We start from the raw sequence: 24,245 nt of genomic DNA, 5'->3' as shown, positions 1-24,245 counted from the left end.
GCAATCACTTTTATCGTACGTAAAGCGCGCAATCATACGGGTTTTAGATGACAGGTGCTATCTCCATCGTCTGGCTATGCTTATGTCACTCGATAACTGTTCAGGCGTTAACCATGAAGACTTTTGATTGGCATCGTATGGCACTGGATAAGGTGCCAGTGGAATTTCTTGCCGAGGTGGCGTTACGTAGCCTCTATACCTTCGTGCTGGTATTTATTTTCCTTAAAATCACCGGGCGGCGCGGCGTTCGACAGATGTCGTTGTTTGAAGTACTGATTATTCTGACCTTGGGCTCGGCGGCGGGTGATGTCGCATTCTATGATGATGTCCCCATGCTGCCGGTGCTGGCCGTTTTTATCACCCTGGCGCTCCTGTACCGGCTAGTCATGTGGCTGATGGGGCACAGTGAAAAGCTGGAGGATTTACTCGAAGGTAAGCCGATTGTGGTGGTGGAAAACGGCGAGCTGGCATGGGAAAAACTCCAGGCGGAAAACATGACCGAATTTGAGTTTTTTATGGAGCTTCGTACCAACGGCGTGGAGCAACTGGGGCAGGTACGGCTGGCTATTCTGGAAACCAACGGACAAATTAGCCTTTATTACTACCCGGATCCGGATGTTAAAGCCGGGCTCTCTATTCTACCTTCACGCTTTACTGAGCGTTTTACTACCGTTCCGCAGGATGATGAGTACGCCTGCGTCCGCTGTAGTGCAATCCTTACGCTTCGTGCCGGGGATAAGCAATTATGCCCACGCTGTGCAAATGCAGAATGGTCGAAGGTCAGTCGAGCAAAAAGAGTCACCTGACAGCAATTATGTCGGTTATATGACGTCAAGCTGGCAGATTCTTTTGTGTGAGCAAGGCCGCATTTTGCCACTGTTCAGTTTTAGCCGTTGCGGTACGTGTCACTGAATGATAAAACCGATAGCCACAGGAATAACTTATGCCCGCGACGGTTCGCGGGCAAATAACATAGCAACGTGGTGAGGGTAAATGGCTCAGGTCTATAACTTCAGTTCGGGCCCGGCAATGCTGCCGGCGGAAGTACTCAAACTGGCGCAGCAGGAGCTGTGCGACTGGAACGGTTTGGGGACGTCGGTGATGGAAATCAGCCACCGTGGGAAGGAGTTCATTAAGGTGGCTGAAGAGGCGGAACAGGATTTTCGCTCCCTGCTCAATATTCCTTCCAACTACAAAGTTTTATTCTGTCATGGCGGCGGCCGCGGGCAGTTTGCGGGCATCCCACTGAACCTGCTTGGCGATAAAACCGTTGCCGACTACGTTGATGCTGGTTACTGGGCCGCCAGCGCGGTTAAAGAAGCGCATAAATACTGTAATCCGAACGTAATCGACGCCAAAATCACCGTTGACGGCCTGCGCGCGGTTAAACCAATGAGCGAATGGCAACTGACGCCTGGCGCTGCGTACCTGCACTACTGCCCGAATGAAACCATTGATGGTATTGCCATCGAAGAAGCGCCGAACTTTGCTGACGATGTGATAGTCACGGCGGATTTATCTTCGACTATTTTATCTCGTGAAATCGACGTTAGCCGTTATGGCGTGATCTACGCTGGTGCGCAGAAAAACATCGGTCCGGCCGGTTTGACGCTGATTATTGTTCGCGAAGATCTGCTGGGTAAAGCCAACGTAGCCTGCCCGTCGATTCTTGACTATTCCATCCTGGCTGAGAATGACTCGATGTTCAACACGCCGCCGACATTTGCCTGGTATCTGTCAGGCCTGGTGTTTAAGTGGCTGAAAGAGCAGGGCGGCGTCGCCGTGATGGATAAAATTAACCAGCAGAAAGCCGACTTATTATATGGCGTGATTGACCACAGTGGTTTCTATCGCAATGACGTTGCTGTGGCGAACCGCTCTCGCATGAACGTGCCGTTCCAACTGGCGGATAGCGCTCTTGACAAGTTGTTCCTTGAAGAGTCTTTTGCAGCCGGTCTGCATGCGTTGAAAGGTCACCGCGTCGTGGGCGGCATGCGAGCCTCCATTTATAATGCGATGCCGTTGGCCGGTGTGAAGGCGCTGACTGACTTTATGCAGGACTTCGAACGCCGTCACGGTTAATCGTTGCCTTGTTTTTCATCCCCGCAGCCAGCCCGCGGGGTTTTTATTCTGTTTGTTTGAGAGTTGAGTTTAATGGAATCCCTGACGTTACAACCCATCGCACGTGTAGATGGCACTATTAACCTGCCCGGGTCCAAAAGTGTCTCCAATCGTGCCTTGCTGCTGGCGGCATTAGCCGATGGCACTACGGTGCTGACCAATTTGCTGGACAGCGACGATGTGCGCCACATGCTGAATGCCCTCAACGCCCTGGGAGTTCATTACACCCTGTCCTCCGATCGTACTCGTTGCGAAGTGACAGGTAACGGGGGCCCACTACAGTCTGACCAGGCGCTGGAACTGTTCCTCGGTAACGCCGGGACCGCAATGCGCCCGCTGGCGGCGGCGTTATGCTTGGGTAGCAATAATATTGTGCTGACCGGTGAGCCGCGAATGAAAGAGCGTCCGATTGGCCACCTGGTTGATGCGCTGCGTCAGGGCGGCGCGCAAATCGATTATCTGGAGCAGGAAAACTATCCGCCTCTGCGTCTGCGCGGTGGTTTCAACGGTGGTCATGTTGAAGTTGACGGCAGCGTTTCCAGCCAGTTCCTCACTGCGCTGTTGATGACCGCGCCGTTGGCTCCGCAGGATACCGTTATTGCTATTAAAGGCGAGTTGGTTTCTAAACCTTACATTGATATCACGCTCAACCTGATGAAGACGTTTGGCGTTGAGGTTGAAAACCAGTCTTATCAGCGTTTTGTGGTACGCGGCAATCAGCAGTATCAATCACCAGGCGACTATCTGGTTGAGGGGGACGCCTCTTCGGCATCCTATTTCCTCGCTGCTGGCGCGATTAAGGGCGGTACGGTGAAAGTGACCGGTATCGGTCGTAACAGCGTGCAGGGCGATATTCGTTTCGCCGATGTGCTGGAGAAAATGGGCGCAACCGTTACTTGGGGGGACGATTTTATTGCCTGTACTCATGGCGAGCTGAACGCCATTGATATGGACATGAATCATATCCCGGATGCTGCGATGACTATCGCCACTGCCGCGTTGTTTGCGAAAGGTACCACCACGCTGCGCAACATTTATAACTGGCGTGTCAAAGAGACCGACCGCCTGTTTGCTATGGCAACAGAGCTGCGTAAAGTGGGCGCTGAAGTTGAAGAGGGTGAGGATTACATCCGCATTACGCCACCTGTGAAGCTGCAGTTTGCAGACATCGGTACCTATAACGACCACCGCATGGCGATGTGTTTTTCGTTAGTGGCGCTTTCCGATACCCCAGTCACGATCCTCGATCCGAAGTGTACGGCGAAAACTTTCCCGGATTACTTTGAGCAACTGGCGCGTATCAGCACACTGGCTTGAATGACGCAAGTCCTATAAAAACGCCGACCAGGAGGTCGGCGTTTTTTTTACGTGCTTGTCGGCAGATAAACTAAATGCTAGCCTTGAGTGCTTGTAAATATAGGATTTATAAGCAATTAATATGAAAAATCAATGGATGATTGATATGAAAAATACAAAATTAATGCTGGCTTTAGCTGTTTCTGCCACGTTGTTGGCAGGTTGTAAAAATATGCAAGGTGTGGATACCAACGCCCTGGTCAATTCCGGGATGACGGCCTACAAAGCAGCGACCCTCTCTGACGCTGAAGTCAAAACACTTTCCGATGATGCCTGTAAGCAAATGGATGGCGAAAATCAACTGGCGGGCTCTTCAAGCAAGTACACCAAACGCCTGAATAAAATTGCCAAAGCGTTAGGCAATAATATCGATGGCACCCCGGTGAACTACAAAGTTTACGTGACATCAGACGTGAATGCCTGGGCAATGGCTAACGGCTGCGTGCGCGTCTATAGCGGTCTGATGGACATGATGACCGATAATGAAGTCGAGGGCGTACTGGGCCATGAACTGGGTCACGTTGCGCTGGGTCACTCGCGTAAAGCGATGCAAACCGCTTATGCAACTATCGCCGCGCGTGATGCTGTTTCAGCAACTGGTGGAGCGGCTGCGAGTTTGTCTAAATCTCAGTTGGGTGATATCGCCGAGGGAATGATTAACTCAGCCTTCTCTCGTTCTCAGGAATCGGATGCCGATGATTTCTCTTACGATCTGATGAAGAAACGTAAGATCAGCACCCAGGGTCTGGTGGGAAGCTTCGACAAACTGGCCAGCCTTGACGCCGGACATAGTAAATCTTTGTTCGATTCACATCCGCCTTCAGCTGAACGTGCGCAGCATATTCGCGACCGCATCGCCGCTGATAAAAAGTAAAACTTTGCCCCAATTCGGGCTGATGCTCCATCAGCCCGCTATAATTGCGTAATTCTTCTGCATTCCATTTCCTGTTGTCCGTAATTTGCAAGCAACACTCACTTTCCGTCGTATAGATGCGTATAATGCGCGGCGTTTATATATTTATGCGCCTTGCTGAAGGAGAAAAAGATGACGGTAGCTGTTCCGGTAATCACCATTGATGGGCCTGGCGGTGCGGGTAAGGGCACATTGTGCAAGGCAATGGCGGAAACGCTGGGCTGGCATCTGCTGGATTCTGGGGCGATTTATCGTGTTCTGGCTCTGGCGGCATTGCATCACCACGTAGATGTTGAATCTGAAGACGCGCTGGTTCCACTGGCCGCGCATCTTGATGTGCGTTTTGTTTCTACTAACGGTAGCCTGGAAGTGATTCTTGAAGGCGAGGATGTTAGTGCTGAAATTCGCACTCAGGAAGTGGCCAATACGGCATCAAAAGTGGCCGCTTTCCCACGTGTAAGAGAAGCGTTGCTGCGCCGTCAGCGCGCCTTCCGCGATCTCCCCGGCCTGATTGCCGACGGGCGTGATATGGGGACCGTAGTGTTCCCTGATGCGCCGGTGAAAATTTTCCTTGATGCCTCAGCGGAAGAACGTGCTCAGCGCCGCATGCTTCAGTTGCAGGAGAAGGGCTTTAGTGTTAACTTTGATCGCCTTTTATCCGAGATAAAAGAGCGCGATGACCGAGATCGTAATCGCACAGTGGCGCCGCTTGTCCCGGCAGCCGATGCTTTAGTTCTTGATTCCACAGAACTAAACATTGAGCAAGTGATTGAAAAAGCGCTACAATATGCGCGCGAAAAACTGGCAGTCGCTTAATTGTTCATCGGTGAAGCGCAATAGCCTCCGAATTTTAGCAGTACCCCCGCAGCAATGGAGTGTTAGCGGGTATGTTAAACAACCCCATCCGGCATGGAGCCAGGTGGACGTTAAATATGAAACCTGAAGATTAAACATGACAGAATCTTTTGCTCAACTATTTGAAGAATCCTTAAAAACAATCGAAACCCGTCCGGGTTCCATCGTTCGTGGTGTTGTTGTTGCTATCGACAAAGATATCGTACTGGTTGACGCCGGTCTGAAATCTGAGTCTGCCATTCCGGCAGAGCAGTTCAAAAACGCCCAGGGCGAGCTGGAAATCCAGGTTGGTGACGAAGTTGACGTTGCTCTGGATGCAGTAGAAGACGGCTTCGGTGAAACCCTGCTGTCCCGTGAAAAAGCTAAACGTCACGAAGCTTGGATCACGCTGGAAAAAGCTTACGAAGAAGCTGAAACTGTAGTCGGTGTTATCAACGGCAAAGTTAAAGGTGGCTTCACTGTTGAGCTGAATGGTATTCGTGCGTTCCTGCCAGGCTCCCTGGTAGACGTTCGTCCGGTGCGCGACACGCTGCACCTGGAAGGCAAAGAGCTTGAATTCAAAGTCATCAAGCTGGACCAGAAACGTAACAACGTTGTTGTTTCTCGTCGTGCCGTTATCGAGTCCGAAAACAGCGCAGAACGCGATCAGCTGCTGGAAAACCTGCAGGAAGGCATGGAAGTCAAAGGTATCGTTAAGAACCTCACTGACTACGGTGCATTCGTTGATCTGGGTGGCGTTGACGGCCTGCTGCACATCACCGATATGGCATGGAAACGCGTTAAGCATCCGAGCGAAATCGTAAACGTTGGCGACGAAATCACTGTTAAAGTGCTGAAGTTCGACCGCGAGCGTACTCGTGTATCTCTGGGCCTGAAACAGCTGGGCGAAGATCCATGGGTAGCTATCGCTAAGCGTTATCCGGAAGGTACCAAACTGACTGGTCGCGTGACCAACCTGACCGACTACGGCTGCTTCGTTGAAATCGAAGAAGGCGTTGAAGGCCTGGTTCACGTTTCCGAAATGGATTGGACCAACAAAAACATCCACCCGTCCAAAGTTGTTAACGTTGGTGACGTAGTGGAAGTTATGGTTCTGGATATCGACGAAGAACGTCGTCGTATCTCCCTGGGCCTGAAGCAGTGCAAAAACAACCCATGGCAGCAGTTCGCGGAAACCCACAACAAGGGCGACCGTGTTGAAGGTAAAATCAAGTCTATCACTGACTTCGGTATCTTCATCGGCCTGGACGGCGGCATCGACGGCCTGGTTCACCTGTCTGACATCTCCTGGAACGTTGCAGGCGAAGAAGCAGTACGTGAATACAAAAAAGGCGACGAAATCGCAGCAGTTGTTCTGCAGGTTGACGCAGAACGTGAGCGTATCTCTCTGGGCGTTAAACAGCTCGCAGAAGATCCGTTCAACAACTGGGTTGCACTGAACAAGAAAGGCGCAATCGTAAACGGTAAAGTGACTGCAGTTGACGCTAAAGGCGCAACCGTAGAACTGGCTGACGGTGTTGAAGGTTACCTGCGCGCTTCTGAAGCTTCACGTGACCGCGTTGAAGATGCAACTCTGGTTCTGAGCGTAGGCGACGACGTTGAAGCTAAATTCACCGGCGTTGATCGTAAGAACCGTGCAATCAGCCTGTCTGTTCGTGCTAAAGACGAAGCTGATGAGAAAGATGCTATCGCTACTGTTAACAAACAGGAAGAAGCAGGTTTCTCTAACAACGCAATGGCTGAAGCTTTCAAAGCAGCTAAAGGCGAGTAATCTTAGTCTTTCGGGTTACAACAACCTGAATTATGACGAGTTTACTTGACAGATTGCAGGATTCGTCCTGTAATCAAGCACAAAGGGCGGCTACGGCCGCCCTTGTTTAAGCTGTTAGATAACTTTGCCTTGAAGGAAACCGGAGGAATAATGACCAAGTCAGAATTGATAGAAAGACTTGCCAGCCAGCAATCTCACATTCCTGCGAAAGCAGTAGAAGATGCTGTTAAAGAAATGCTGGAGCATATGGCCTCAACGCTTGCTCAAGGTGAGCGCATTGAAATCCGCGGTTTCGGCAGCTTCTCTTTGCATTATCGAGCACCCCGCACCGGGCGTAATCCAAAAACTGGCGACAAAGTTGAACTGGAAGGTAAGTACGTTCCACACTTTAAACCAGGTAAAGAATTACGCGACCGCGCCAATATTTACGAAGAGTAAGTTTCGCTGAGCGGCGACAACATACTTAAACGTTGAAAAAGCACCTTCGGGTGCTTTTTTTTGTATTTTCTCCATCTCTCCTCACAAAACACAGGTCGTTTTCTGGTAACAGAGTAAATTCACTGGAAAGCACCATGCAACTCATCTACGCCGTGTGAGACATATCTTCTATTTGGCGCGACACTTCTGCCGACAAGGAGGTGTCAATGCGTTTACCACAACTCGCTGGCTGTGTGATTGTCGGTATCTTACCGCTGCTCTGGTTACCCGTTTTGCCCGGACGCTTTGTTGTCTGGGGACTCATTGCCCTTGCATTACTTATTGCGCAATACCGTCACGGCACTGCGCAATATGTCGCGCTGATAATGTTGTTCCTGGTTTGGGGGATACTCAGCGCCCGACAGGTGTTATGGCCAACCGAAACATTACCAGGCAAAAATCGACAGGTTGAAATTGAACTTACCGCAACCGATGGACAGACAGCCCATCAGGGAAAGATCGTTCGTCTGGATGGGCTGCGGCTATTTCCCGCTCCTGGAGTGAGCCTCTACGGTAACTATCTACCTGAAACACCCTGCGCGGGTCAGGTCTGGGCAATGACGCTTCGCGCTCGCCCGGTTCACGGACAACTCAACGATGGCGGATTTGATAGTCAACGCTATGCCTTATCGCAGCATCAGCCCGCTGACTGGACGATTTCTTACCGCCGAAGCCCGGGACAGACGCTGTAGTTTGCGGGCACGCTATCTGGCATCGCTAAACCAAACACTTGATACATTACCATGGCGGTCGGTGATACTAGGATTAGGCATGGGAGAGCGTCTGGCCGTTCCTCGTGAGATTAAGACTTTGATGCAGGAAACCGGCACGTCGCATCTGATGGCGATTTCGGGTTTACATATTGCGCTGGGGGCTTCGCTTGGTTGGTTATTACTGAGAGGGCTGCAGTTCTTTCTCCCATGCCGCTGGCTTAGCTGGCGGGCACCGCTTCTTATTGGCCTGGGATGCGCCATCTTCTACTCCTGGCTGACTGGTATGCAACCGCCTGCATTGCGTACCTGCGCCGCATTAGCCGTCGGCTGCTGGCTCCGGTTATCCGGCAAACGCTGGTCGCCGTGGCAAATATGGTGTTGCTGTCTTGGCGCGATTTTGTTCGCTGACCCGTTAGCGGTTTTAGCCGAAAGCCTGTGGTTATCAGCGTTTGCTGTCGCTGCATTGATCTTCTGGTACCAGTTGGCGCCGATTTCACTTCGTGAAAGGCATTGGTTGCTACGTCAGATACTTGCGCTGTGTCATTTGCAGATTGGATTGATGTTCTTACTTATCCCCATCCAAATTGCTCTCTTTCATGGCATCAGTATGACTTCCATCATCGCCAATCTGATTGCCGTGCCCTTGGTTACCTTCGTCGTTGTCCCGCTGATTCTGGTAGCAATGCTGTTGCATCTCTGCGGGCCGATATTTGTAGAGATGGCCTTGTGGCAACTGACGGACCGGATTCTGGCCGCGTTATTCTGGTCATTACGCCAACTGCCACCCGGTTGGTTGGGCCTGGATGTTCGCTGGCTTGGCGTAAGCATAATACCCTGGCTGGCATTGATAGCCTGGCGCTTTCATGCCTGGCGGACGCTACCTGCGCTTTGTTTAGGGTGCCTTGTGTTATTGAGTCGGCCTTTTGGGCGTAATACCGACGCTAATGAATGGCGAGTGACGATGCTGGATGTGGGGCAGGGGCTGGCTATGGTTATTGAACGTCAGGGAGCGGCGCTTCTCTATGATACCGGGCTGGCGTGGCCAGACGGTGACAGTGGTCAGCAAATTATTATCCCCTGGCTGCGTTGGCATCATTTGCAACCGGAGGGGATCATTCTGAGCCATGAACATCTCGATCATCGCGGCGGATTGAATTCGATACGGAAAGCATGGCCGCAACTATGGGTTCGTAGCCCGTTGGGCTGGGCGGGGCATTTAGCCTGTCAGCGCGGTGAAACCTGGCAATGGAGAGGGTTAACTTTTCGTGCTCTGTGGCCACTGCCGGGAGTGACAAAGCAGGGAAATAATCGTTCCTGCATAGTGCGAATTGATGACGGCAAGCACAGTATTCTGCTTACGGGTGATATCGAAACCCCTGCGGAAATGGCGATGATCAGCCACTATTGGCAGCATCTTGCGTCTACACTTATCCAGGTTCCGCATCACGGTAGCAATACCTCGTCAGGGACAGCTTTACTTCAGAGCGTGGGAGGCGAAGCGGCGCTTGCCTCAGCTTCACGCTTTAACGCTTGGCGTATGCCCTCCAGTAAAGTGATTCAGCGTTATCGGAACTTGGGTTATCAATGGTTCGATACCCCGCACCAGGGGCAAATTACGGTTGTTTTTTCCACAGATAGTTGGCAAATCCATGGCTTACGGGATCAAGTTTTACCTCGTTGGTATCATCAGTGGTTTGGCGGGAAGGCGTAGAACGGGTAGAATATGCGGCTATTTCAACACAAGCTGGTTTATTGAATGCAGAACGATAAAGATCTCTCCACGTGGCAGACCTTCCGCCGACTCTGGCCGATTATAGCGCCGTTTAAACCCGGGCTAATCGTTGCGGCAGTGGCGCTAGTGCTTAACGCGGCTAGTGATACCTTCATGCTATCGCTTCTTAAACCGTTATTGGATGATGGTTTTGGTAAAACGGATCGCTCAGTGCTGATATGGATGCCGCTGGTGGTTATCGGGCTGATGATTCTGCGCGGTGTTACCAGCTACGTTTCGAGCTATTGTATCTCATGGGTCTCAGGCAAAGTCGTTATGACGATGCGCCGCCGTTTATTCAGCCACATGATGGGAATGCCGGTCTCCTTCTTTGACAAACAGTCCACCGGTACGTTGTTATCTCGCATTACCTATGATTCCGAGCAGGTCGCATCCTCTTCTTCCAGTGCGCTGATCACCGTCGTGCGCGAAGGAGCATCGATTATCGGCCTGTTTATCATGATGTTCTATTACAGCTGGCAGCTCTCGGTGATTCTTATCGTGCTCGCGCCGATTGTGTCGATCGCTATCCGCGTGGTGTCGAAGCGTTTTCGTAACATCAGTAAGAATATGCAGAACACGATGGGTCAGGTGACGACCAGCGCAGAGCAAATGCTGAAAGGGCATAAAGAAGTGCTGATGTTTGGTGGCCAGAAGGTGGAAACCAAGCGTTTTGATAAGGTCAGTAACAAGATGCGTCTGCAAGGGATGAAAATGGTCTCTGCGTCCTCTATTTCGGATCCGATCATTCAGCTGATAGCCTCTCTGGCGCTGGCTTTTGTGCTTTATGCTGCGAGCTTCCCGAGCGTAATGGAGACGCTGACTGCCGGTACCATCACCGTTGTCTTCTCCTCAATGATTGCTTTAATGCGTCCTTTAAAGTCGCTGACTAACGTCAATGCCCAGTTCCAGCGTGGGATGGCGGCGTGCCAGACGCTTTTCGCTATCCTTGATTCCGAGCAGGAGAAAGACGAAGGCAAGCTGGAGATCGCGCGCGCGAAGGGCAATCTGGAATTTAAAAACGTCACCTTCAGATACCCAGGACGCGAAGTTGCTGCGCTGCGCAATATCGACCTGAACATACCCGAAGGGAAAACCGTGGCGCTGGTTGGGCGTTCAGGCTCAGGTAAATCGACTATCGCCAGCCTTATCACGCGTTTCTACGATGTCGATGAAGGCCAGATATTGCTGGACGGTCATGACCTGCGCGAGTACACGCTGACTTCCCTGCGCGATCAGGTCGCGCTGGTGTCGCAAAACGTCCATCTCTTCAACGATACGGTGGCAAATAACATTGCCTATGCGCGTACCGAAGAGTACAGCCGTGAGCAGATTGAAGAAGCGGCACGCATGGCTTACGCCATGGACTTTATTAACAAAATGGATAATGGCCTCGATACGATTATCGGTGAAAACGGCGTGATGCTCTCCGGCGGACAGCGCCAGCGTATTGCTATCGCGCGCGCGCTGCTGCGTAACAGCCCGATTCTGATTCTCGACGAAGCCACATCGGCGCTGGATACTGAATCCGAACGCGCTATCCAGGCTGCGCTGGACGAACTGCAGAAAAACCGCACCTCTCTGGTTATCGCCCACCGCCTGTCGACGATTGAGCAAGCTGACGAGATCGTGGTGGTGGAAGATGGCCAAATCGTTGAACGCGGCAGCCATACCGATCTGCTGGAGCATAAGGGCGTTTACGCTCAACTGCATAAGATGCAATTCGGCGCATGATTGCTCGCATCTGGTCCGGTGAATCGCCTTTATGGTGGCTGTTGCTGCCGCTCTCCTGGCTATATGGCCTGGTGAGCGGGTTAATACGGCTTAGCTATAAGCTGGGATGGCGAAAAGCCTGGCGAGCGCCGGTCCCGGTCGTGGTGGTGGGAAACCTGACCGCCGGCGGTAATGGTAAAACGCCGGTTGTGATCTGGTTGGTGGAGCATCTCCAGCAGCGCGGCATTCGCGTTGGCGTTGTTTCTCGCGGCTACGGCGGTAAAGCGGCAAGCTATCCGCTTGTGTTGAATGCTGATACCGGTACTGTTGAAGCAGGCGATGAGCCGGTACTGATTCGCCAGCGTACCGGTGTACCAGTCGCCGTCTCTCCATCTCGTAGCGATGCGGTTCAGGCTTTACTGGCAGCAAACGATCTGCAGATTATCGTCACTGATGATGGTCTACAGCACTACAAGCTGGCGCGTGATAAAGAAATCGTGGTGATAGACGGCGTGCGCCGTTTTGGCAACGGCTGGTGGCTGCCCGCCGGACCGATGCGCGAGCGCGCCTCACGTTTACACAGCGTGGATGCGATTATCGTTAATGGCGGTGTGGCCCGACCGGGAGAGATCCCGATGCAGCTCCGTCCTGGACTGGCGGTGAATCTGCTGACTGGCGAACGTCGAAACGTCACGGCATTCGACAATGTGGTGGCGATGGCAGGAATCGGTCACCCGCCGCGTTTTTTCGCCACGCTTGAGAGCTGTGGCGTGCAGCCAGTGAAAACGGTGGCCTTAGCCGATCATCAGGCATTGAATCAAAGCGACGTCGCTGCCCTGGCGACGTCACAGCAAACCCTGCTGATGACCGAAAAAGACGCGGTCAAATGCCGGGAGTTTGCGCAAGCTAACTGGTGGTATTTACCCGTCGACGCCATAATGGCTGATGAACGCGCACAGCGGCTGCTCACGGACTTAGTTACGCTGGCGCAACGTTAGTTTTGCCATACCGTTGCGCTGGAGCCCTTAATGGAGAACCTGCATGTCGGTATTGTCCCTCTCGCTTAAAGAAGCCCGCCATCTCCATCTTGCCGCGCAGGGGCTGCTGAAAAAGCCCCGCCGTCGCGCGCGACCCGAAGATATTTTGCAGACTATCCAGCAGATGTCTTTACTGCAAATCGACACCATTAACGTTGTCGCCCGTAGCCCATACCTGGTGCTTTTTAGCCGCCTCGGTCACTATCACCAGGGCTGGCTGGATGAGGCGCTACGCACTGGTGAACTGATGGAGTACTGGGCCCATGAGGCCTGCTTTTTACCGCGTAGTGACTTTTCGCTGGTGCGTCACCGCATGCTGACGCCGGATAAAATGGGCTGGAAGTATCATAAAGAGTGGATGGACGAACATGCCGAGAGCATTCAGGAATTACTGAATCATATCGCTGAAAACGGCCCGGTCCGCTCGGCAGATTTCGAGCATCCGCGCAAAGGCACTAGCGGCTGGTGGGAGTGGAAACCGCATAAACGTCACCTTGAAGGTTTATTTACCGCTGGCGAAGTTATGGTTGTCGAACGGCGCAATTTTCAGCGGGTTTATGACCTGATGCATCGGGTAATGCCGCACTGGAATGATGAGCGGGATGGGCTTTCGCAAGAGCAGGCAGAAGACATTATGCTGCGCAACAGCGCCCGTAGCCTGGGGATTTTTCGCCCGCAGTGGCTGGCGGATTATTATCGCTTGCGCCAACCCTCGCTACCTGGTTTGCTGGCGAAATGGCAGGAAGAAGGGCTGGTGGTACCGGTGAACGTAGAAGCGCTGGGTGAAATGTGGCTCCATCGCGATGCGCTAGCGCAACGGGAGTCAGCACCTGGCGGCAGACTGTCTGCCAGCCATAGCGCCGTACTTTCGCCTTTCGATCCGGTCGTATGGGATCGTAAACGGGCTGAACAGCTGTTTAACTTTAGCTATCGGCTGGAGTGCTACACGCCCGCACCGAAGCGCCAGTTCGGCTATTTTGTTTTACCGCTTCTGCACCAGGGAAAGCTGGTGGGGCGGATGGATAGCAAAATGCATCGCAAAACCGGGATACTGGAAATTTTCTCACTATGGCTGGAGGATGGCGTCAAGCTGACATCGGGGCTGGAGAAGGGATTAAAACGGGCGATTGATGATTTCGCCCGCTGGCAGGACGCGACGCAGGTGGCCTGCGGGCAGCTGCCGGCGGAGCTCTTTACCGGGCAACGGCAGGGTTGGGAAATTGACGCCGCTTGAGCCTGCGTGTGGTATGCTTCTGCGGAATCTATTCGGTCCATCTGGAGGAATCATGGATCATCGTTTACTTGAAATTATCGCCTGTCCGGTTTGTAACGGTAAGCTGTATTACAGCCAGGATAAGCAAGAACTGATCTGCAAACTTGATAGCCTGGCTTTCCCGCTGCGAGACGGCATTCCTGTACTGTTAGAAACTGAAGCCCGTCCGCTTGCCGTAGAAGAGAGCCAGTCATGAGCTTCGTGGTTATCATTCCCGCGCGTTTTGCTTCGACTCGCCTGCCGGGAAAACCGCTCCAGGATATCAATGGCAAACCGATGATTGTCCATGTGCTGGAGCGTGCACGTGAGTCCGGAGCCGACCGTATCATCGTTGCTACTGACCACCCGGATGTTGCCCGCGCGGTTGAAGCTGCCGGTGGTGAAGTATGTATGACGCGTGAAGATCATCAATCCGGTACCGAGCGCCTTGCCGAGGTGGTCGAGAAATGCGCCTTTGGTGACGACACTATCATCGTTAACATTCAGGGCGATGAGCCGATGATCCCGCCGGCGATAGTGCGTCAGGTCGCCGAAAATCTGGCGGCCAGCACCAGCGGCATGGCGACGTTAGCCGTGCCAATCCACGATGCCGAAGAAGCATTCAATCCGAATGCGGTAAAGGTCGTGATGGACGCTGCGGGCTACGCGCTCTATTTCTCCCGCGCCACCATCCCGTGGGATCGCGATCGTTTTGCTCAATCCCGCGAAACTATCGGCGACTCTCTGCTGCGCCATATCGGTATTTACGGCTATCGCGCCGGTTTTATTCGTCGCTACGTCAGCTGGGCGCCAAGTCCGCTGGAGCAGATTGAAATGCTGGAGCAGCTGCGCGTGCTATGGTACGGCGAAAAAATCCATGTTGCGGTGGCTGAAGTGGTTCCAGGTACGGGCGTTGATACGCCGGAAGATCTGGAACGCGTTCGCGCGGAGTTGCGTTAATCTTTTCATCCCCTCCGTCTGGAGGGGATATATTCAGGCCATTTTTCCATACTTTTTTGCGGCAATTTTGATCTTACCCGATGACAACCCCGTAGCAGACGCTCATTATGAAATCGATAGTATTCATAGGGGTAATCTGAAATGGAACAGTTGCGTACCGAACTGAGCCATCTGCTTGGTGAAAAACTAAGCCGCGTGGAGTGCGTCAGTGAAAAGCCTTCGTCGGCGCTGTGGTCGCTATATGATGCTCAAGGAAACCCAATGCCGCTGCTGGCGCGTAGTTTTACGACGCCGGGTATAGCGCGTCAGCTGGCGTGGAAAATCTCGACTCTGGCGCGTAGTGGAACCGTACGCATGCCGGTTGTCTATGGCGTGATGACGCATGAAGAGCAACCTGGGCCCGATGTCCTGCTGATTGAACGACTGCGTGGCGTTTCGGTTGAAGCGCCCACCCGTACCCCGGAACGCTGGGAACAATTGCAGGAGCAAATCGTTGAAGCGCTACTGGCCTGGCATCGGCAGGATAGCGGTGGTTGCGTAGGGATGGTTGATAGCACTCAGGAAAACCTCTGGCCGCACTGGTATCGCCAACGGATCGAGGTGTTATGGAGCACGCTGAATCTCTATCAGGATACCGGCCTGACCATGCAGGACAAACGTATTTTGTTCCGTACTCGCGAATGCCTTGCAGATCTGTTTAAAGACTTTAATGATAACTGTGTTCTGGTGCACGGTAGCTTTACGCTGCGCAGCATGCTGAAAGATGCGCGTAGCGATCAGCTGCTGGCGATGGTGGGGCCGGGCATGATGCTGTGGGCTCCGCGTGAATTTGAGTTATTTCGTCTGGCCGATGGTGGGCAAGGAGAGCAGCTATTGTGGCACTATCTGCGTCGTGCGCCGGTAGCTGAGGCTTTTCTCTGGCGGCGCTGGTTGTATCTGTTGTGGGATGAAGTGGAAAACCTGGTGAATACCGGGCGCTTTGAGCGCGCCCGTTTCGACCTTGCGGCAAAATCAATTTTGCCCTGGCTCGCCTGAGGATCCTTTTAACCGCTGCCAGATGCGGCCTAACGTTTCGTAGCCAACCCGATCGCTATGCATCAGCCACACGGGGGACGGAATTGCGCGTTCCCACGGATTGAGTGGTGACTCGATCGCCAACTGGTTGGCGGGGGCGGGTAAAGGGTTCAGTCCGGCCTGACGAAAGAAAATCATCGCTCGCGGCAGGTGTGAGGCGGAGGTCACCAGCAGGAATGGGGCATCGCTAATCGCTTCTTTCACCGCCGCAGCCTCTTCTTCAGTATCTTTGGGTTTATCCAGCACGATAATTTCGCTGCGCGGTATGCCCAGACTCTCTGCAACTCTGGCGCTGGTTTCTGCGGAACTCATCGGGTTAGTTTTTGCTCTCCCGCCAGTAAAGATCAATTTTGCACCCGGGTTTGCATACCACAGGCGGATCCCCTCCGCTAACCGCGGCAAGCTATTGCTGATGAGGTTTGAACTGGGAGCCCACTCAGGGTTCCACGTGTAGCCTCCGCCGAGCACAACCACGTACTGCACACGCTCTTCGCCGCGCCACGTCGGGTATTTATCCTCAATAGGTTTGAGCAAACTGTCGGCCACGGGTTGCAGGCTAAGAAGCAACAACAGTAGCCAGCCGAGGCTCACGCAGAGCTTGCCGGTGCGTTGGAAACGGCTAAACCACAGCAACGCTATCCCCAGGGCGATAAGCAATAACAGGAGGGGGAGCGGGAGCATCATGCCGCCTAAAAACTTTTTCAGCGTAAAAAGCATGCCGGATGGTTCCTTTTTAACCATATAACCAAAGATATGCCCGGATCTTATAACAGATCGCTCCATTCTCCGCGCGGGTATGACAAAATAGCGGCTTTGTGTTGGCGTGTGGAGTCATCCGTGAAGGATCGTAATTTCGATGATATTGCTGATAAGCTCTCGCGCAATATCTACGGTACCACCAAGGGCCAGCTGCGGCAGGCGATCCTCTGGCAGGATCTGCAACCGCTGCTCAGCCAGATGGGGCCGGGACCACTGCGGGTTCTTGACGCGGGCGGCGGCGAAGGGCAAACGGCAATCAAAGTGGCGGAAATGGGCCACCATGTCACATTATGCGATCTTTCCGGCGAAATGGTGGCTCGTGCCCGACAGGCTGCTACCGATAAAGGTGTGATCGACAACATGCATTTTGTACAATGCGCAGCTCAGGATATTGAGCAGCATTTGGAAAGTCCTGTCGATCTGATACTGTTTCATGCGGTGCTGGAATGGGTAGCCGAGCCGCAGGCGATGCTGCGTACGCTGTGGTCAATGTTACGTCCCGGCGGCGCGTTGTCGCTCATGTTCTACAATGCTAACGGTCTATTGATGCGCAATATCGTTGTCGGAAATTTAGACTATGTGCAATTAGGTATGCCGAAAAAGAAAAAACGCACGCTATCGCCGGATTACCCGCGCGATCCGCAGCAGGTTTATGGCTGGCTGGAAGAAATTGGCTGGCAGATTACCGGTAAGACCGGAGTGCGAGTGTTTCATGATTATCTGCGTGAAAAACGCCAACAGCACGACAAGTTTGCGGCGCTACTGGAGCTGGAAACGCGCTACTGTCGCCAGGAGCCGTATATCAGCCTGGGTCGTTACATTCATGTCACCGCGCTTAAGCCGCAGATGCAAGGATAAACTATGAGTGAATTTTCCCAGACAGTCCCCGAACTGGTTGCCTGGGCCAGGAAAAATGATTTTTCTATTTCGCTGCCGGTCGACAGACTCTCTTTCCTGCTGGCGATTGCCACGCTGAACGGTGAGCGGATGGAAGGGGAAATGACCGAGGGAGAACTGGTGGACGCGTTCCGCCACGTCAGTGATGCGTTTGAGCAGACCAGCGAAACCATCAGCCAGCGTGCCAATAATGCCATTAATGATATGGTGCGCCAGCGTCTGCTGAACCGCTTTACCAGCGAAATTACCGAAGGCAATGCCATTTATCGCCTGACGCCTTTAGGCATCGGCATTACCGATTACTATATTCGCCAGCGTGAGTTCTCCACCCTGCGTCTGTCGATGCAGCTATCGATCGTTGCCGGTGAGCTAAAGCGTGCCGCTGACTCTGCAGAAGAGGGAGGCGATGAGTTCCACTGGCACCGTAATGTGTTCGCACCGCTGAAATACTCGGTAGCGGAAATTTTCGACAGTATCGATCTCACCCAACGAATCATGGACGAACAGCAGCAGTTGGTGAAAGACGACATTGCTCAGCTGTTGAACAAAGACTGGCGGGCGGCGATTTCCAGCTGTGAACTGTTGCTGTCGGAAACCTCCGGTACTCTGCGTGAACTGCAGGATACGCTGGATGCAGCCGGCGATAAGCTGCAGGCAAACCTGCTGCGCATTCAGGATTCGACCATGGCCCGCGACGATCTTAACTTCGTCGATCGCCTGGTTTTCGATCTGCAAAGCAAGCTGGACCGTATCGTCAGTTGGGGCCAACAGGCTATTGACCTGTGGATTGGCTACGATCGCCACGTGCACAAGTTTATCCGTACCGCGATTGATATGGATAAGAACCGCGTCTTCGCTCAGCGCCTGCGTCAGTCGGTTCAGACCTACTTTGATGCACCGTGGGCACTCACTCATGCTAGCGCCGATCGCCTGCTTGATATGCGCGATGAAGAGATGGCGCTGCATGATGAAGAAGTAACCGGGGAACTTCCTGCGGATCTTGAGTACGAAGAGTTTAACGAAATTCGCGAGCAGCTTGCGGCGCTCATCGAATCTCAACTGGCGATTTATAAAGATAAAGGCCTGCCGCTGGATCTCGGTCTGGTGGTACGCGAATATCTGGCGCAGTATCCGCGTGCGCGCCACTTTGACGTTGCGCGAATCGTTGTCGACCAGGCGGTACGTTTGGGCGTAGCGCAAGCAGATTTCACCGGACTGCCAGCCAAATGGCAGCCGATTAATGATTACGGAGCCAAGGTACAGGCGCATGTCATCGACAAATATTGAACAAGTGATGCCGGTTAAACTGGCGCAAGCGTTGGCTAATCCGTTATTCCCGGCGCTGGATAGCGCCCTGCGCGCGGGCCGTCACGTCGGTCTCGACGAGCTGGATAATCACGCCTTTTTAATGGATTTTCAGGATTACCTGGAAGAGTTTTATGCTCGCTATAACGTTGAGCTGATTCGCGCGCCGGAGGGATTTTTCTACCTGCGTCCGCGTTCCACCACGCTTATCCCGCGTTCGGTGCTCTCCGAGCTGGATATGATGGTGGGTAAAATTCTTTGCTACCTCTACCTGAGCCCGGAACGTCTGGCGAATGAAGGTATCTTCACCCAGCAGGAGCTTTATGATGAGCTGCTGACTCTGGCGGATGAAGCGAAACTGCTGAAGCTGGTGAATAACCGCTCCACTGGTTCCGACCTTGACCGTCAGAAACTGCAGGAAAAAATGCGCGCCTCGCTTAACCGTCTGCGCCGTCTTGGCATGGTGTGGTTTATGGGCCATGACAGCAGCAAATTCCGCATCACTGAATCGGTCTTCCGCTTCGGGGCTGACGTACGTGCTGGAGACGATCCACGCGAAGCGCAGCTGCGCATGATCCGCGACGGCGAAGCCATGGCGCTGGAAAATCGCCTGCAGCTCAATGATGAGAATGAAGAGAATCAGCCGGATAGCGGGGAGGAAGAGTAATGATTGAACGCGGTAAATTTCGCTCGCTGACGCTGGTTAACTGGAACGGTTTTTTTGCCCGTACTTTTGATCTCGATGAACTGGTGACCACGCTTTCGGGCGGTAACGGTGCCGGTAAATCCACAACCATGGCGGCTTTCGTTACGGCGCTGATCCCGGACCTTACGCTGCTGCACTTCCGTAACACCACGGAAGCCGGGGCCACCAGCGGTTCGCGCGACAAAGGTCTGCACGGTAAGCTGCGCGCCGGGGTTTGTTACTCAGTGCTGGACGTTATCAACTCTCGTCACCAGCGCGTGGTGGTTGGGGTTCGTCTACAGCAGGTCGCTGGTCGCGATCGTAAAGTCGATATCAAACCTTTTGCGATTCAGGGCCTGCCGACCTCCATTCAGCCGACTCAGTTGCTAACTGAAACCCTTAACGAACGCCAGGCGCGTGTCGTTACGCTCAACGAGCTGAAAGATAAACTCGAAGCGATGGAAGGGGTGCAGTTCAAGCAGTTCAACTCTATCACCGAATATCACTCGCTGATGTTTGACCTGGGCGTGGTGGCTCGTCGCCTGCGTTCGGCCTCGGACCGTAGCAAATACTATCGCCTGATCGAAGCCTCTCTGTACGGCGGGATTTCGAGCACCATTACCCGTTCGCTGCGCGACTACCTGCTGCCGGAAAACAGCGGCGTACGTAAAGCGTTCCAGGATATGGAAGCAGCGTTGCGCGAAAACCGCATGACGCTGGAAGCGATTCGCGTCACGCAGTCTGACCGCGATCTGTTCAAACATCTGATCAGCGAAGCCACCAACTACGTGGCGGCTGACTATATGCGCCACGCCAACGAGCGACGCATTCATCTCGACAAAGCGCTGGAATACCGCCGGGATCTGTTTACTTCCCGCGCCCAGCTTGCCGCCGAGCAGTACAAGCACGTCGATATGGCGCGCGAACTGCAGGAACATAACGGAGCGGAAGGCGATCTGGAAGCCGATTACCAGGCCGCCAGCGACCACCTGAACCTGGTGCAAACCGCTCTGCGCCAGCAGGAAAAAATCGAGCGCTATGAAGCGGATCTCGATGAGCTGCAGATTCGCCTCGAAGAACAAAATGAAGTGGTAGCGGAAGCTTCTGACCAGCAGGAAGAGAACGAAGCCCGCGCCGAAGCCGCAGAGCTGGAAGTGGATGAGCTGAAAAACCAGCTGGCCGACTACCAGCAGGCGCTGGATGTGCAGCAGACTCGTGCGATTCAGTATAACCAGGCGCTGCAGGCGCTGGAGCGGGCAAAAGCCCTCTGCCATCTGCCGGACTTAACCCCGGAGAGCGCCGACGAGTGGCTGGAAACCTTCCAGGCGAAAGAGCAGGAAGCGACGGAGAAAATGCTGTCGCTGGACCAGAAAATGAGCGTGGCGCAAACCGCGCACAGCCAGTTCGAGCAGGCGTATCAACTGGTGGCATCGATCAACGGCCCGCTGGCGCGTAACGAGGCCTGGGACGTAGCACGCGAACTGCTGCGCGATGGCGTCAATCAGCGGCATCAGGCTGAGCAGGCCCACGGGCTGCGCAGTCGCCTGACTGAACTTGAACAGCGCCTGCGTGAACAGCAGGATGCCGAGCGCCAACTGACCGAGTTCTGCAAACGTCAGGGCAAACGCTACGATATCGACGAGCTGGAAGCCCTGCATCAGGAATTGGAAGCCCGTATTGCTTCGTTGTCTGATAGCGTCTCTTCCGCCAGTGAACGGCGCATGACCCTGCGTCAGGAACTGGAGCAGCTGCAATCGCGCACTCAGACTCTGATGCGCCGCGCGCCAATCTGGCTGGCAGCGCAGAACAGCCTCAACCAGCTTTGCGAGCAGAGCGGCGAGCAGTTTGAATCAAGCCAGGACGTCACTGAATATCTCCAGCAGTTGCTGGAGCGTGAACGCGAGGCCATCGTCGAGCGTGACGAAGTCGGTGCCCGCAAGCGCGCTATCGACGATGAAATTGAGCGTCTCAGTCAGCCGGGCGGCTCTGAAGATCAGCGCCTGAATGCGCTAGCCGAGCGTTTCGGCGGCGTGCTGCTGTCAGAAATCTATGATGACGTTAGCCTCGACGATGCACCGTATTACTCCGCGCTATACGGACCGTCCCGCCACGCGATTGTGGTACCGGACCTGTCGCGCATTGCTGAACAGCTGGAAGGGCTGGAAGATTGTCCGGAAGATCTCTATCTGATCGAGGGAGATCCGCAGTCGTTTGATGACAGCGTATTCAGCGTTGATGAACTGGAAAAAGCGGTTGTCGTTAAGATTGCCGATCGCCAGTGGCGCTATTCACGCTTCCCGACGCTGCCGCTGTTTGGCCGCGCCGCGCGCGAAAGTCGCGTTGAAACGCTGCACGCCGAGCGTGAAGGTCTGTCAGAACGTTTTGCGACGTTGTCGTTTGATGTGCAGAAAACTCAGCGTTTGCATCAGGCGTTCAGCCGCTTTATCGGCAATCATCTGGCTGTCGCTTTTGAGGACGATCCGGAAGAAGAAATTCGTAAACTCAACACCCGTCGCGGCGAGCTGGAACGGGCGCTTAGCGCGCACGAGAGCGATAACCAGCAAAACCGGGTACAGTATGATCAGGCGAAAGAGGGCGTTTCGGCGCTCAACCGTCTGCTACCGCGCCTGAATCTGCTAGCCGACGACTCGCTGGCCGATCGTGTTGATGAAATCCAGGAGCGTCTTGATGAAGCGCAGGAAGCCGCGCGTTTCGTCCAGCAGCATGGAAATCAACTGGCGAAACTGGAGCCGATGGTTTCCGTTCTCCAGAGCGACCCGGAACAGTTTGAACAGTTAAAAGAAGATTACGCGTATTCGCAGCAGACTCAACGCGATGCGCGTCAGCAGGCGTTTGCGCTGACCGAAGTGGTGCAGCGCCGTGCCCACTTTAGCTACTCGGATTCAGCAGAGATGCTGAGCGGGAATAGCGATCTGAACGAGAAGCTGCGTCAGCGTCTTGAGCAGGCGGAAGCGGAACGCGCCCGAACTCGTGAAGCGTTACGTACCCACGCCGCGCAGCTCAACCAGTACAACCAGGTACTGGCGTCGCTGAAGAGCTCGTACGACACCAAAAAAGAGCTGCTCAACGATCTGCATAAAGAATTGCAGGATATCGGCGTACGCGCTGATGCGGGTGCTGAAGAGCGCGCCCGTCTGCGTCGTGATGAGCTGCATGCTCAGCTCAGCAACAACCGTTCGCGGCGTAATCAGCTCGAGAAAGCGTTGACCTTCTGCGAAGCAGAAATGGACAACCTGACCCGCAAGCTGCGTAAGCTGGAGCGCGATTACTGCGAAATGCGCGAACAGGTGGTGAGCGCCAAAGCGGGCTGGTGCGCGGTGATGCGCCTGGTGAAAGACAACGGCGTAGAACGTCGTCTGCATCGCCGTGAGCTGGCTTACCTTTCTGCTGACGAGTTGCGTTCAATGTCGGATAAGGCGCTCGGTGCGCTGCGTCTGGCGGTATCGGATAACGAGCATCTACGCGATGTACTGCGTGTTTCTGAAGATCCGAAGCGCCCGGAACGTAAAATTCAGTTCTTCGTCGCCGTCTATCAGCATCTGCGCGAGCGTATTCGCCAGGACATCATCCGTACCGACGATCCGGTCGAAGCGATTGAGCAGATGGAGATTGAACTCAGCCGTCTGACGGAAGAGCTGACCAACCGCGAGCAGAAGCTGGCTATTAGCTCTCGCAGCGTGGCCAATATCATCCGCAAGACCATCCAGCGCGAGCAGAACCGTATTCGTATGCTCAACCAGGGGCTGCAGAGCGTCTCCTTCGGTCAGGTCAACAGCGTGCGTCTGAACGTCAATGTACGGGAGACCCACTCGACGCTGCTGGACGTGTTGTCTGAGCAGCACGAGCAGCATCAGGACCTGTTTAACAGCAACCGTCTGACCTTCTCGGAAGCGTTGGCGAAGCTGTATCAGCGCCTGAATCCGCAGATAGATATGGGCCAGCGCACGCCGCAAACCATTGGCGAGGAGCTGCTCGACTACCGTAACTATCTGGAGATGGAAGTCGAAGTTAACCGTGGTTCTGACGGCTGGCTGCGTGCGGAGTCCGGGGCGTTGTCAACTGGTGAGGCTATCGGTACCGGGATGTCGATTCTGGTGATGGTGGTGCAGAGCTGGGAAGATGAATCCCTGCGCCTGCGCGGCAAGGATATCTCGCCGTGTCGTCTGCTGTTCCTTGATGAAGCGGCGCGTCTGGATGCCCGTTCTATCGCGACGCTGTTCGAGCTGTGCGATCGTCTGGAAATGCAGTTGATTATCGCGGCACCTGAAAATATCAGCCCGGAAAAAGGGACGACTTACAAACTGGTGCGTAAAGTGGTGAATAACCACGAGCATGTGCATGTCGTTGGGCTGCGTGGCTTTGCCCCACAGCTACCTGAAACGCTGCCGGGAACGGCTGATGCTTCATAGGTCTATTCGGTGACCAGTCAAAGGGCGGCATGATGTCGCCCTTTTTGTTATCCGTTCCTGTATTTTAGGATTGTATAATCTTTTAACTTCTTTACATTTGGGAAGGCAAAAGCGTTTTCGTCTTCATATACTGAAAGTGAGCCCCAATTTTGCGGG

At 53.8% G+C, this 24,245-nt stretch carries 18 protein-coding genes and 1 pseudogene; 18 read left to right on the top strand and 1 reads right to left on the bottom strand.

Features of this window, described 5'->3' with window-relative positions:
- Positions 1 to 113 precede the first annotated feature (113 nt).
- From ACMYSL_RS18925 to ACMYSL_RS18860, 14 genes and pseudogenes are all read left to right on the top strand, one after another.
- The gene (locus ACMYSL_RS18925) at positions 114 to 806 is read left to right on the top strand and encodes a DUF421 domain-containing protein (RefSeq protein ID WP_182237612.1); all 693 of its coding nucleotides are present in this window, start codon (positions 114 to 116) and stop codon (positions 804 to 806) included.
- A 187-nt stretch (positions 807 to 993) separates the two neighbouring features.
- Positions 994 to 2,082, top strand: coding sequence for a 3-phosphoserine/phosphohydroxythreonine transaminase (gene serC, locus ACMYSL_RS18920; RefSeq protein ID WP_110275166.1), 1,089 nt, complete (start codon positions 994 to 996; stop codon positions 2,080 to 2,082).
- Positions 2,083 to 2,154: 72 nt separating this feature from the next.
- Entirely contained in the window at positions 2,155 to 3,438 is a 1,284-nt protein-coding gene (aroA, locus tag ACMYSL_RS18915; RefSeq protein ID WP_434659488.1) for a 3-phosphoshikimate 1-carboxyvinyltransferase, read from the top strand.
- Positions 3,439 to 3,583: 145 nt separating this feature from the next.
- Entirely contained in the window at positions 3,584 to 4,351 is a 768-nt protein-coding gene (locus ACMYSL_RS18910; protein WP_304257646.1) for a M48 family metallopeptidase, read from the top strand.
- Positions 4,352 to 4,522: 171 nt separating this feature from the next.
- Positions 4,523 to 5,206: a (d)CMP kinase gene (gene cmk / locus ACMYSL_RS18905; RefSeq protein WP_110275162.1), complete on the top strand. Its 684-nt coding sequence runs from the start codon at positions 4,523 to 4,525 to the stop codon at positions 5,204 to 5,206.
- 136 nt (positions 5,207 to 5,342) lie between these two features.
- Positions 5,343 to 7,016: a 30S ribosomal protein S1 gene (gene rpsA / locus ACMYSL_RS18900; protein WP_110275160.1), complete on the top strand. Its 1,674-nt coding sequence runs from the start codon at positions 5,343 to 5,345 to the stop codon at positions 7,014 to 7,016.
- A 150-nt stretch (positions 7,017 to 7,166) separates the two neighbouring features.
- Positions 7,167 to 7,454 carry an integration host factor subunit beta gene (gene ihfB / locus ACMYSL_RS18895; RefSeq protein WP_004100704.1) on the top strand — a complete coding sequence of 96 codons (288 nt, stop codon included), beginning with the start codon at positions 7,167 to 7,169 and terminating at the stop codon, positions 7,452 to 7,454.
- Between the two features lie 206 nt (positions 7,455 to 7,660).
- Positions 7,661 to 9,917: pseudogene (locus ACMYSL_RS18890) on the top strand (ComEC family protein).
- A 45-nt stretch (positions 9,918 to 9,962) separates the two neighbouring features.
- Positions 9,963 to 11,711, top strand: coding sequence for a lipid A ABC transporter ATP-binding protein/permease MsbA (gene msbA / locus ACMYSL_RS18885; RefSeq protein WP_110275156.1), 1,749 nt, complete (start codon positions 9,963 to 9,965; stop codon positions 11,709 to 11,711).
- Positions 11,708 to 12,688, top strand: coding sequence for a tetraacyldisaccharide 4'-kinase (gene lpxK / locus ACMYSL_RS18880; RefSeq protein ID WP_434659484.1), 981 nt, complete (start codon positions 11,708 to 11,710; stop codon positions 12,686 to 12,688). The genes msbA and lpxK overlap by 4 nt, the downstream gene beginning before the upstream one ends.
- 43 nt (positions 12,689 to 12,731) lie before the next feature.
- Complete coding sequence (locus tag ACMYSL_RS18875; RefSeq protein ID WP_434659482.1) at positions 12,732 to 13,961, top strand: winged helix-turn-helix domain-containing protein; 1,230 nt, start codon at positions 12,732 to 12,734, stop codon at positions 13,959 to 13,961.
- A 52-nt stretch (positions 13,962 to 14,013) separates the two neighbouring features.
- Positions 14,014 to 14,196, top strand: coding sequence for a protein YcaR (ycaR, locus tag ACMYSL_RS18870; RefSeq protein WP_110275150.1), 183 nt, complete (start codon positions 14,014 to 14,016; stop codon positions 14,194 to 14,196).
- The gene (gene kdsB, locus ACMYSL_RS18865; RefSeq protein WP_434659480.1) at positions 14,193 to 14,939 is read left to right on the top strand and encodes a 3-deoxy-manno-octulosonate cytidylyltransferase; all 747 of its coding nucleotides are present in this window, start codon (positions 14,193 to 14,195) and stop codon (positions 14,937 to 14,939) included. Before ycaR ends, kdsB begins: the two co-directional genes overlap by 4 nt.
- A gap of 141 nt (positions 14,940 to 15,080) precedes the next feature.
- On the top strand, positions 15,081 to 15,974 hold the full coding sequence (locus ACMYSL_RS18860) for a YcbJ family phosphotransferase (protein ID WP_434659478.1): 894 nt from the start codon (positions 15,081 to 15,083) through the stop codon (positions 15,972 to 15,974).
- On the opposite strand, the gene elyC is transcribed toward ACMYSL_RS18860, so the two are convergent.
- Positions 15,951 to 16,730 carry an envelope biogenesis factor ElyC gene (gene elyC, locus ACMYSL_RS18855; protein ID WP_434659476.1) on the bottom strand — a complete coding sequence of 260 codons (780 nt, stop codon included), beginning with the start codon at positions 16,728 to 16,730 and terminating at the stop codon, positions 15,951 to 15,953. The genes ACMYSL_RS18860 and elyC overlap by 24 nt on opposite strands.
- Before the next feature lie 120 nt (positions 16,731 to 16,850).
- Here elyC and cmoM point away from each other — a divergent pair, with 120 nt between their 5' ends.
- The 4 genes from cmoM to mukB are packed head-to-tail and all read left to right on the top strand — an operon-like array spanning position 16,851 to position 24,089.
- Positions 16,851 to 17,630: a tRNA uridine 5-oxyacetic acid(34) methyltransferase CmoM gene (gene cmoM, locus ACMYSL_RS18850; RefSeq protein WP_181482820.1), complete on the top strand. Its 780-nt coding sequence runs from the start codon at positions 16,851 to 16,853 to the stop codon at positions 17,628 to 17,630.
- Positions 17,631 to 17,633: 3 nt separating this feature from the next.
- Positions 17,634 to 18,956: a chromosome partition protein MukF gene (mukF, locus tag ACMYSL_RS18845; protein WP_142512458.1), complete on the top strand. Its 1,323-nt coding sequence runs from the start codon at positions 17,634 to 17,636 to the stop codon at positions 18,954 to 18,956.
- On the top strand, positions 18,937 to 19,641 hold the full coding sequence (gene mukE, locus ACMYSL_RS18840; RefSeq protein ID WP_110275138.1) for a chromosome partition protein MukE: 705 nt from the start codon (positions 18,937 to 18,939) through the stop codon (positions 19,639 to 19,641). The genes mukF and mukE overlap by 20 nt, the downstream gene beginning before the upstream one ends.
- A complete protein-coding gene (gene mukB / locus ACMYSL_RS18835) occupies positions 19,641 to 24,089 on the top strand; it encodes a chromosome partition protein MukB (protein ID WP_304257668.1) in 4,449 nt (1,482 codons plus the stop codon). Before mukE ends, mukB begins: the two co-directional genes overlap by 1 nt.
- The last annotated feature ends 156 nt before the right edge of the window (positions 24,090 to 24,245 follow it).

This window comes from Klebsiella sp. MISC125, assembly GCF_051131775.1.
Lineage (GTDB): Bacteria > Pseudomonadota > Gammaproteobacteria > Enterobacterales > Enterobacteriaceae > Klebsiella.
Note: the sequence above shows the minus strand (reverse complement) of the source record. Positions and strands in the feature narration are given on the sequence as shown.

Bases quoted from the DNA above. Each gene is read 5' to 3' on its own strand.
- ACMYSL_RS18925 (WP_182237612.1), top strand. From the start codon at position 114: ATGAAGACTTTTGATTGGCATCGTATGGCACTGGATAAGGTGCCAGTG.
- serC (WP_110275166.1), top strand. From the start codon at position 994: ATGGCTCAGGTCTATAACTTCAGTTCGGGCCCGGCAATGCTGCCGGCG.
- aroA (WP_434659488.1), top strand. From the start codon at position 2,155: ATGGAATCCCTGACGTTACAACCCATCGCACGTGTAGATGGCACTATT.
- ACMYSL_RS18910 (WP_304257646.1), top strand. From the start codon at position 3,584: ATGAAAAATACAAAATTAATGCTGGCTTTAGCTGTTTCTGCCACGTTG.
- cmk (WP_110275162.1), top strand. From the start codon at position 4,523: ATGACGGTAGCTGTTCCGGTAATCACCATTGATGGGCCTGGCGGTGCG.
- rpsA (WP_110275160.1), top strand. From the start codon at position 5,343: ATGACAGAATCTTTTGCTCAACTATTTGAAGAATCCTTAAAAACAATC.
- ihfB (WP_004100704.1), top strand. From the start codon at position 7,167: ATGACCAAGTCAGAATTGATAGAAAGACTTGCCAGCCAGCAATCTCAC.
- msbA (WP_110275156.1), top strand. From the start codon at position 9,963: ATGCAGAACGATAAAGATCTCTCCACGTGGCAGACCTTCCGCCGACTC.
- lpxK (WP_434659484.1), top strand. From the start codon at position 11,708: ATGATTGCTCGCATCTGGTCCGGTGAATCGCCTTTATGGTGGCTGTTG.
- ACMYSL_RS18875 (WP_434659482.1), top strand. From the start codon at position 12,732: ATGTCGGTATTGTCCCTCTCGCTTAAAGAAGCCCGCCATCTCCATCTT.
- ycaR (WP_110275150.1), top strand. From the start codon at position 14,014: ATGGATCATCGTTTACTTGAAATTATCGCCTGTCCGGTTTGTAACGGT.
- kdsB (WP_434659480.1), top strand. From the start codon at position 14,193: ATGAGCTTCGTGGTTATCATTCCCGCGCGTTTTGCTTCGACTCGCCTG.
- ACMYSL_RS18860 (WP_434659478.1), top strand. From the start codon at position 15,081: ATGGAACAGTTGCGTACCGAACTGAGCCATCTGCTTGGTGAAAAACTA.
- elyC (WP_434659476.1), bottom strand. From the start codon at position 16,730: ATGCTTTTTACGCTGAAAAAGTTTTTAGGCGGCATGATGCTCCCGCTC.
- mukF (WP_142512458.1), top strand. From the start codon at position 17,634: ATGAGTGAATTTTCCCAGACAGTCCCCGAACTGGTTGCCTGGGCCAGG.
- mukE (WP_110275138.1), top strand. From the start codon at position 18,937: ATGTCATCGACAAATATTGAACAAGTGATGCCGGTTAAACTGGCGCAA.
- mukB (WP_304257668.1), top strand. From the start codon at position 19,641: ATGATTGAACGCGGTAAATTTCGCTCGCTGACGCTGGTTAACTGGAAC.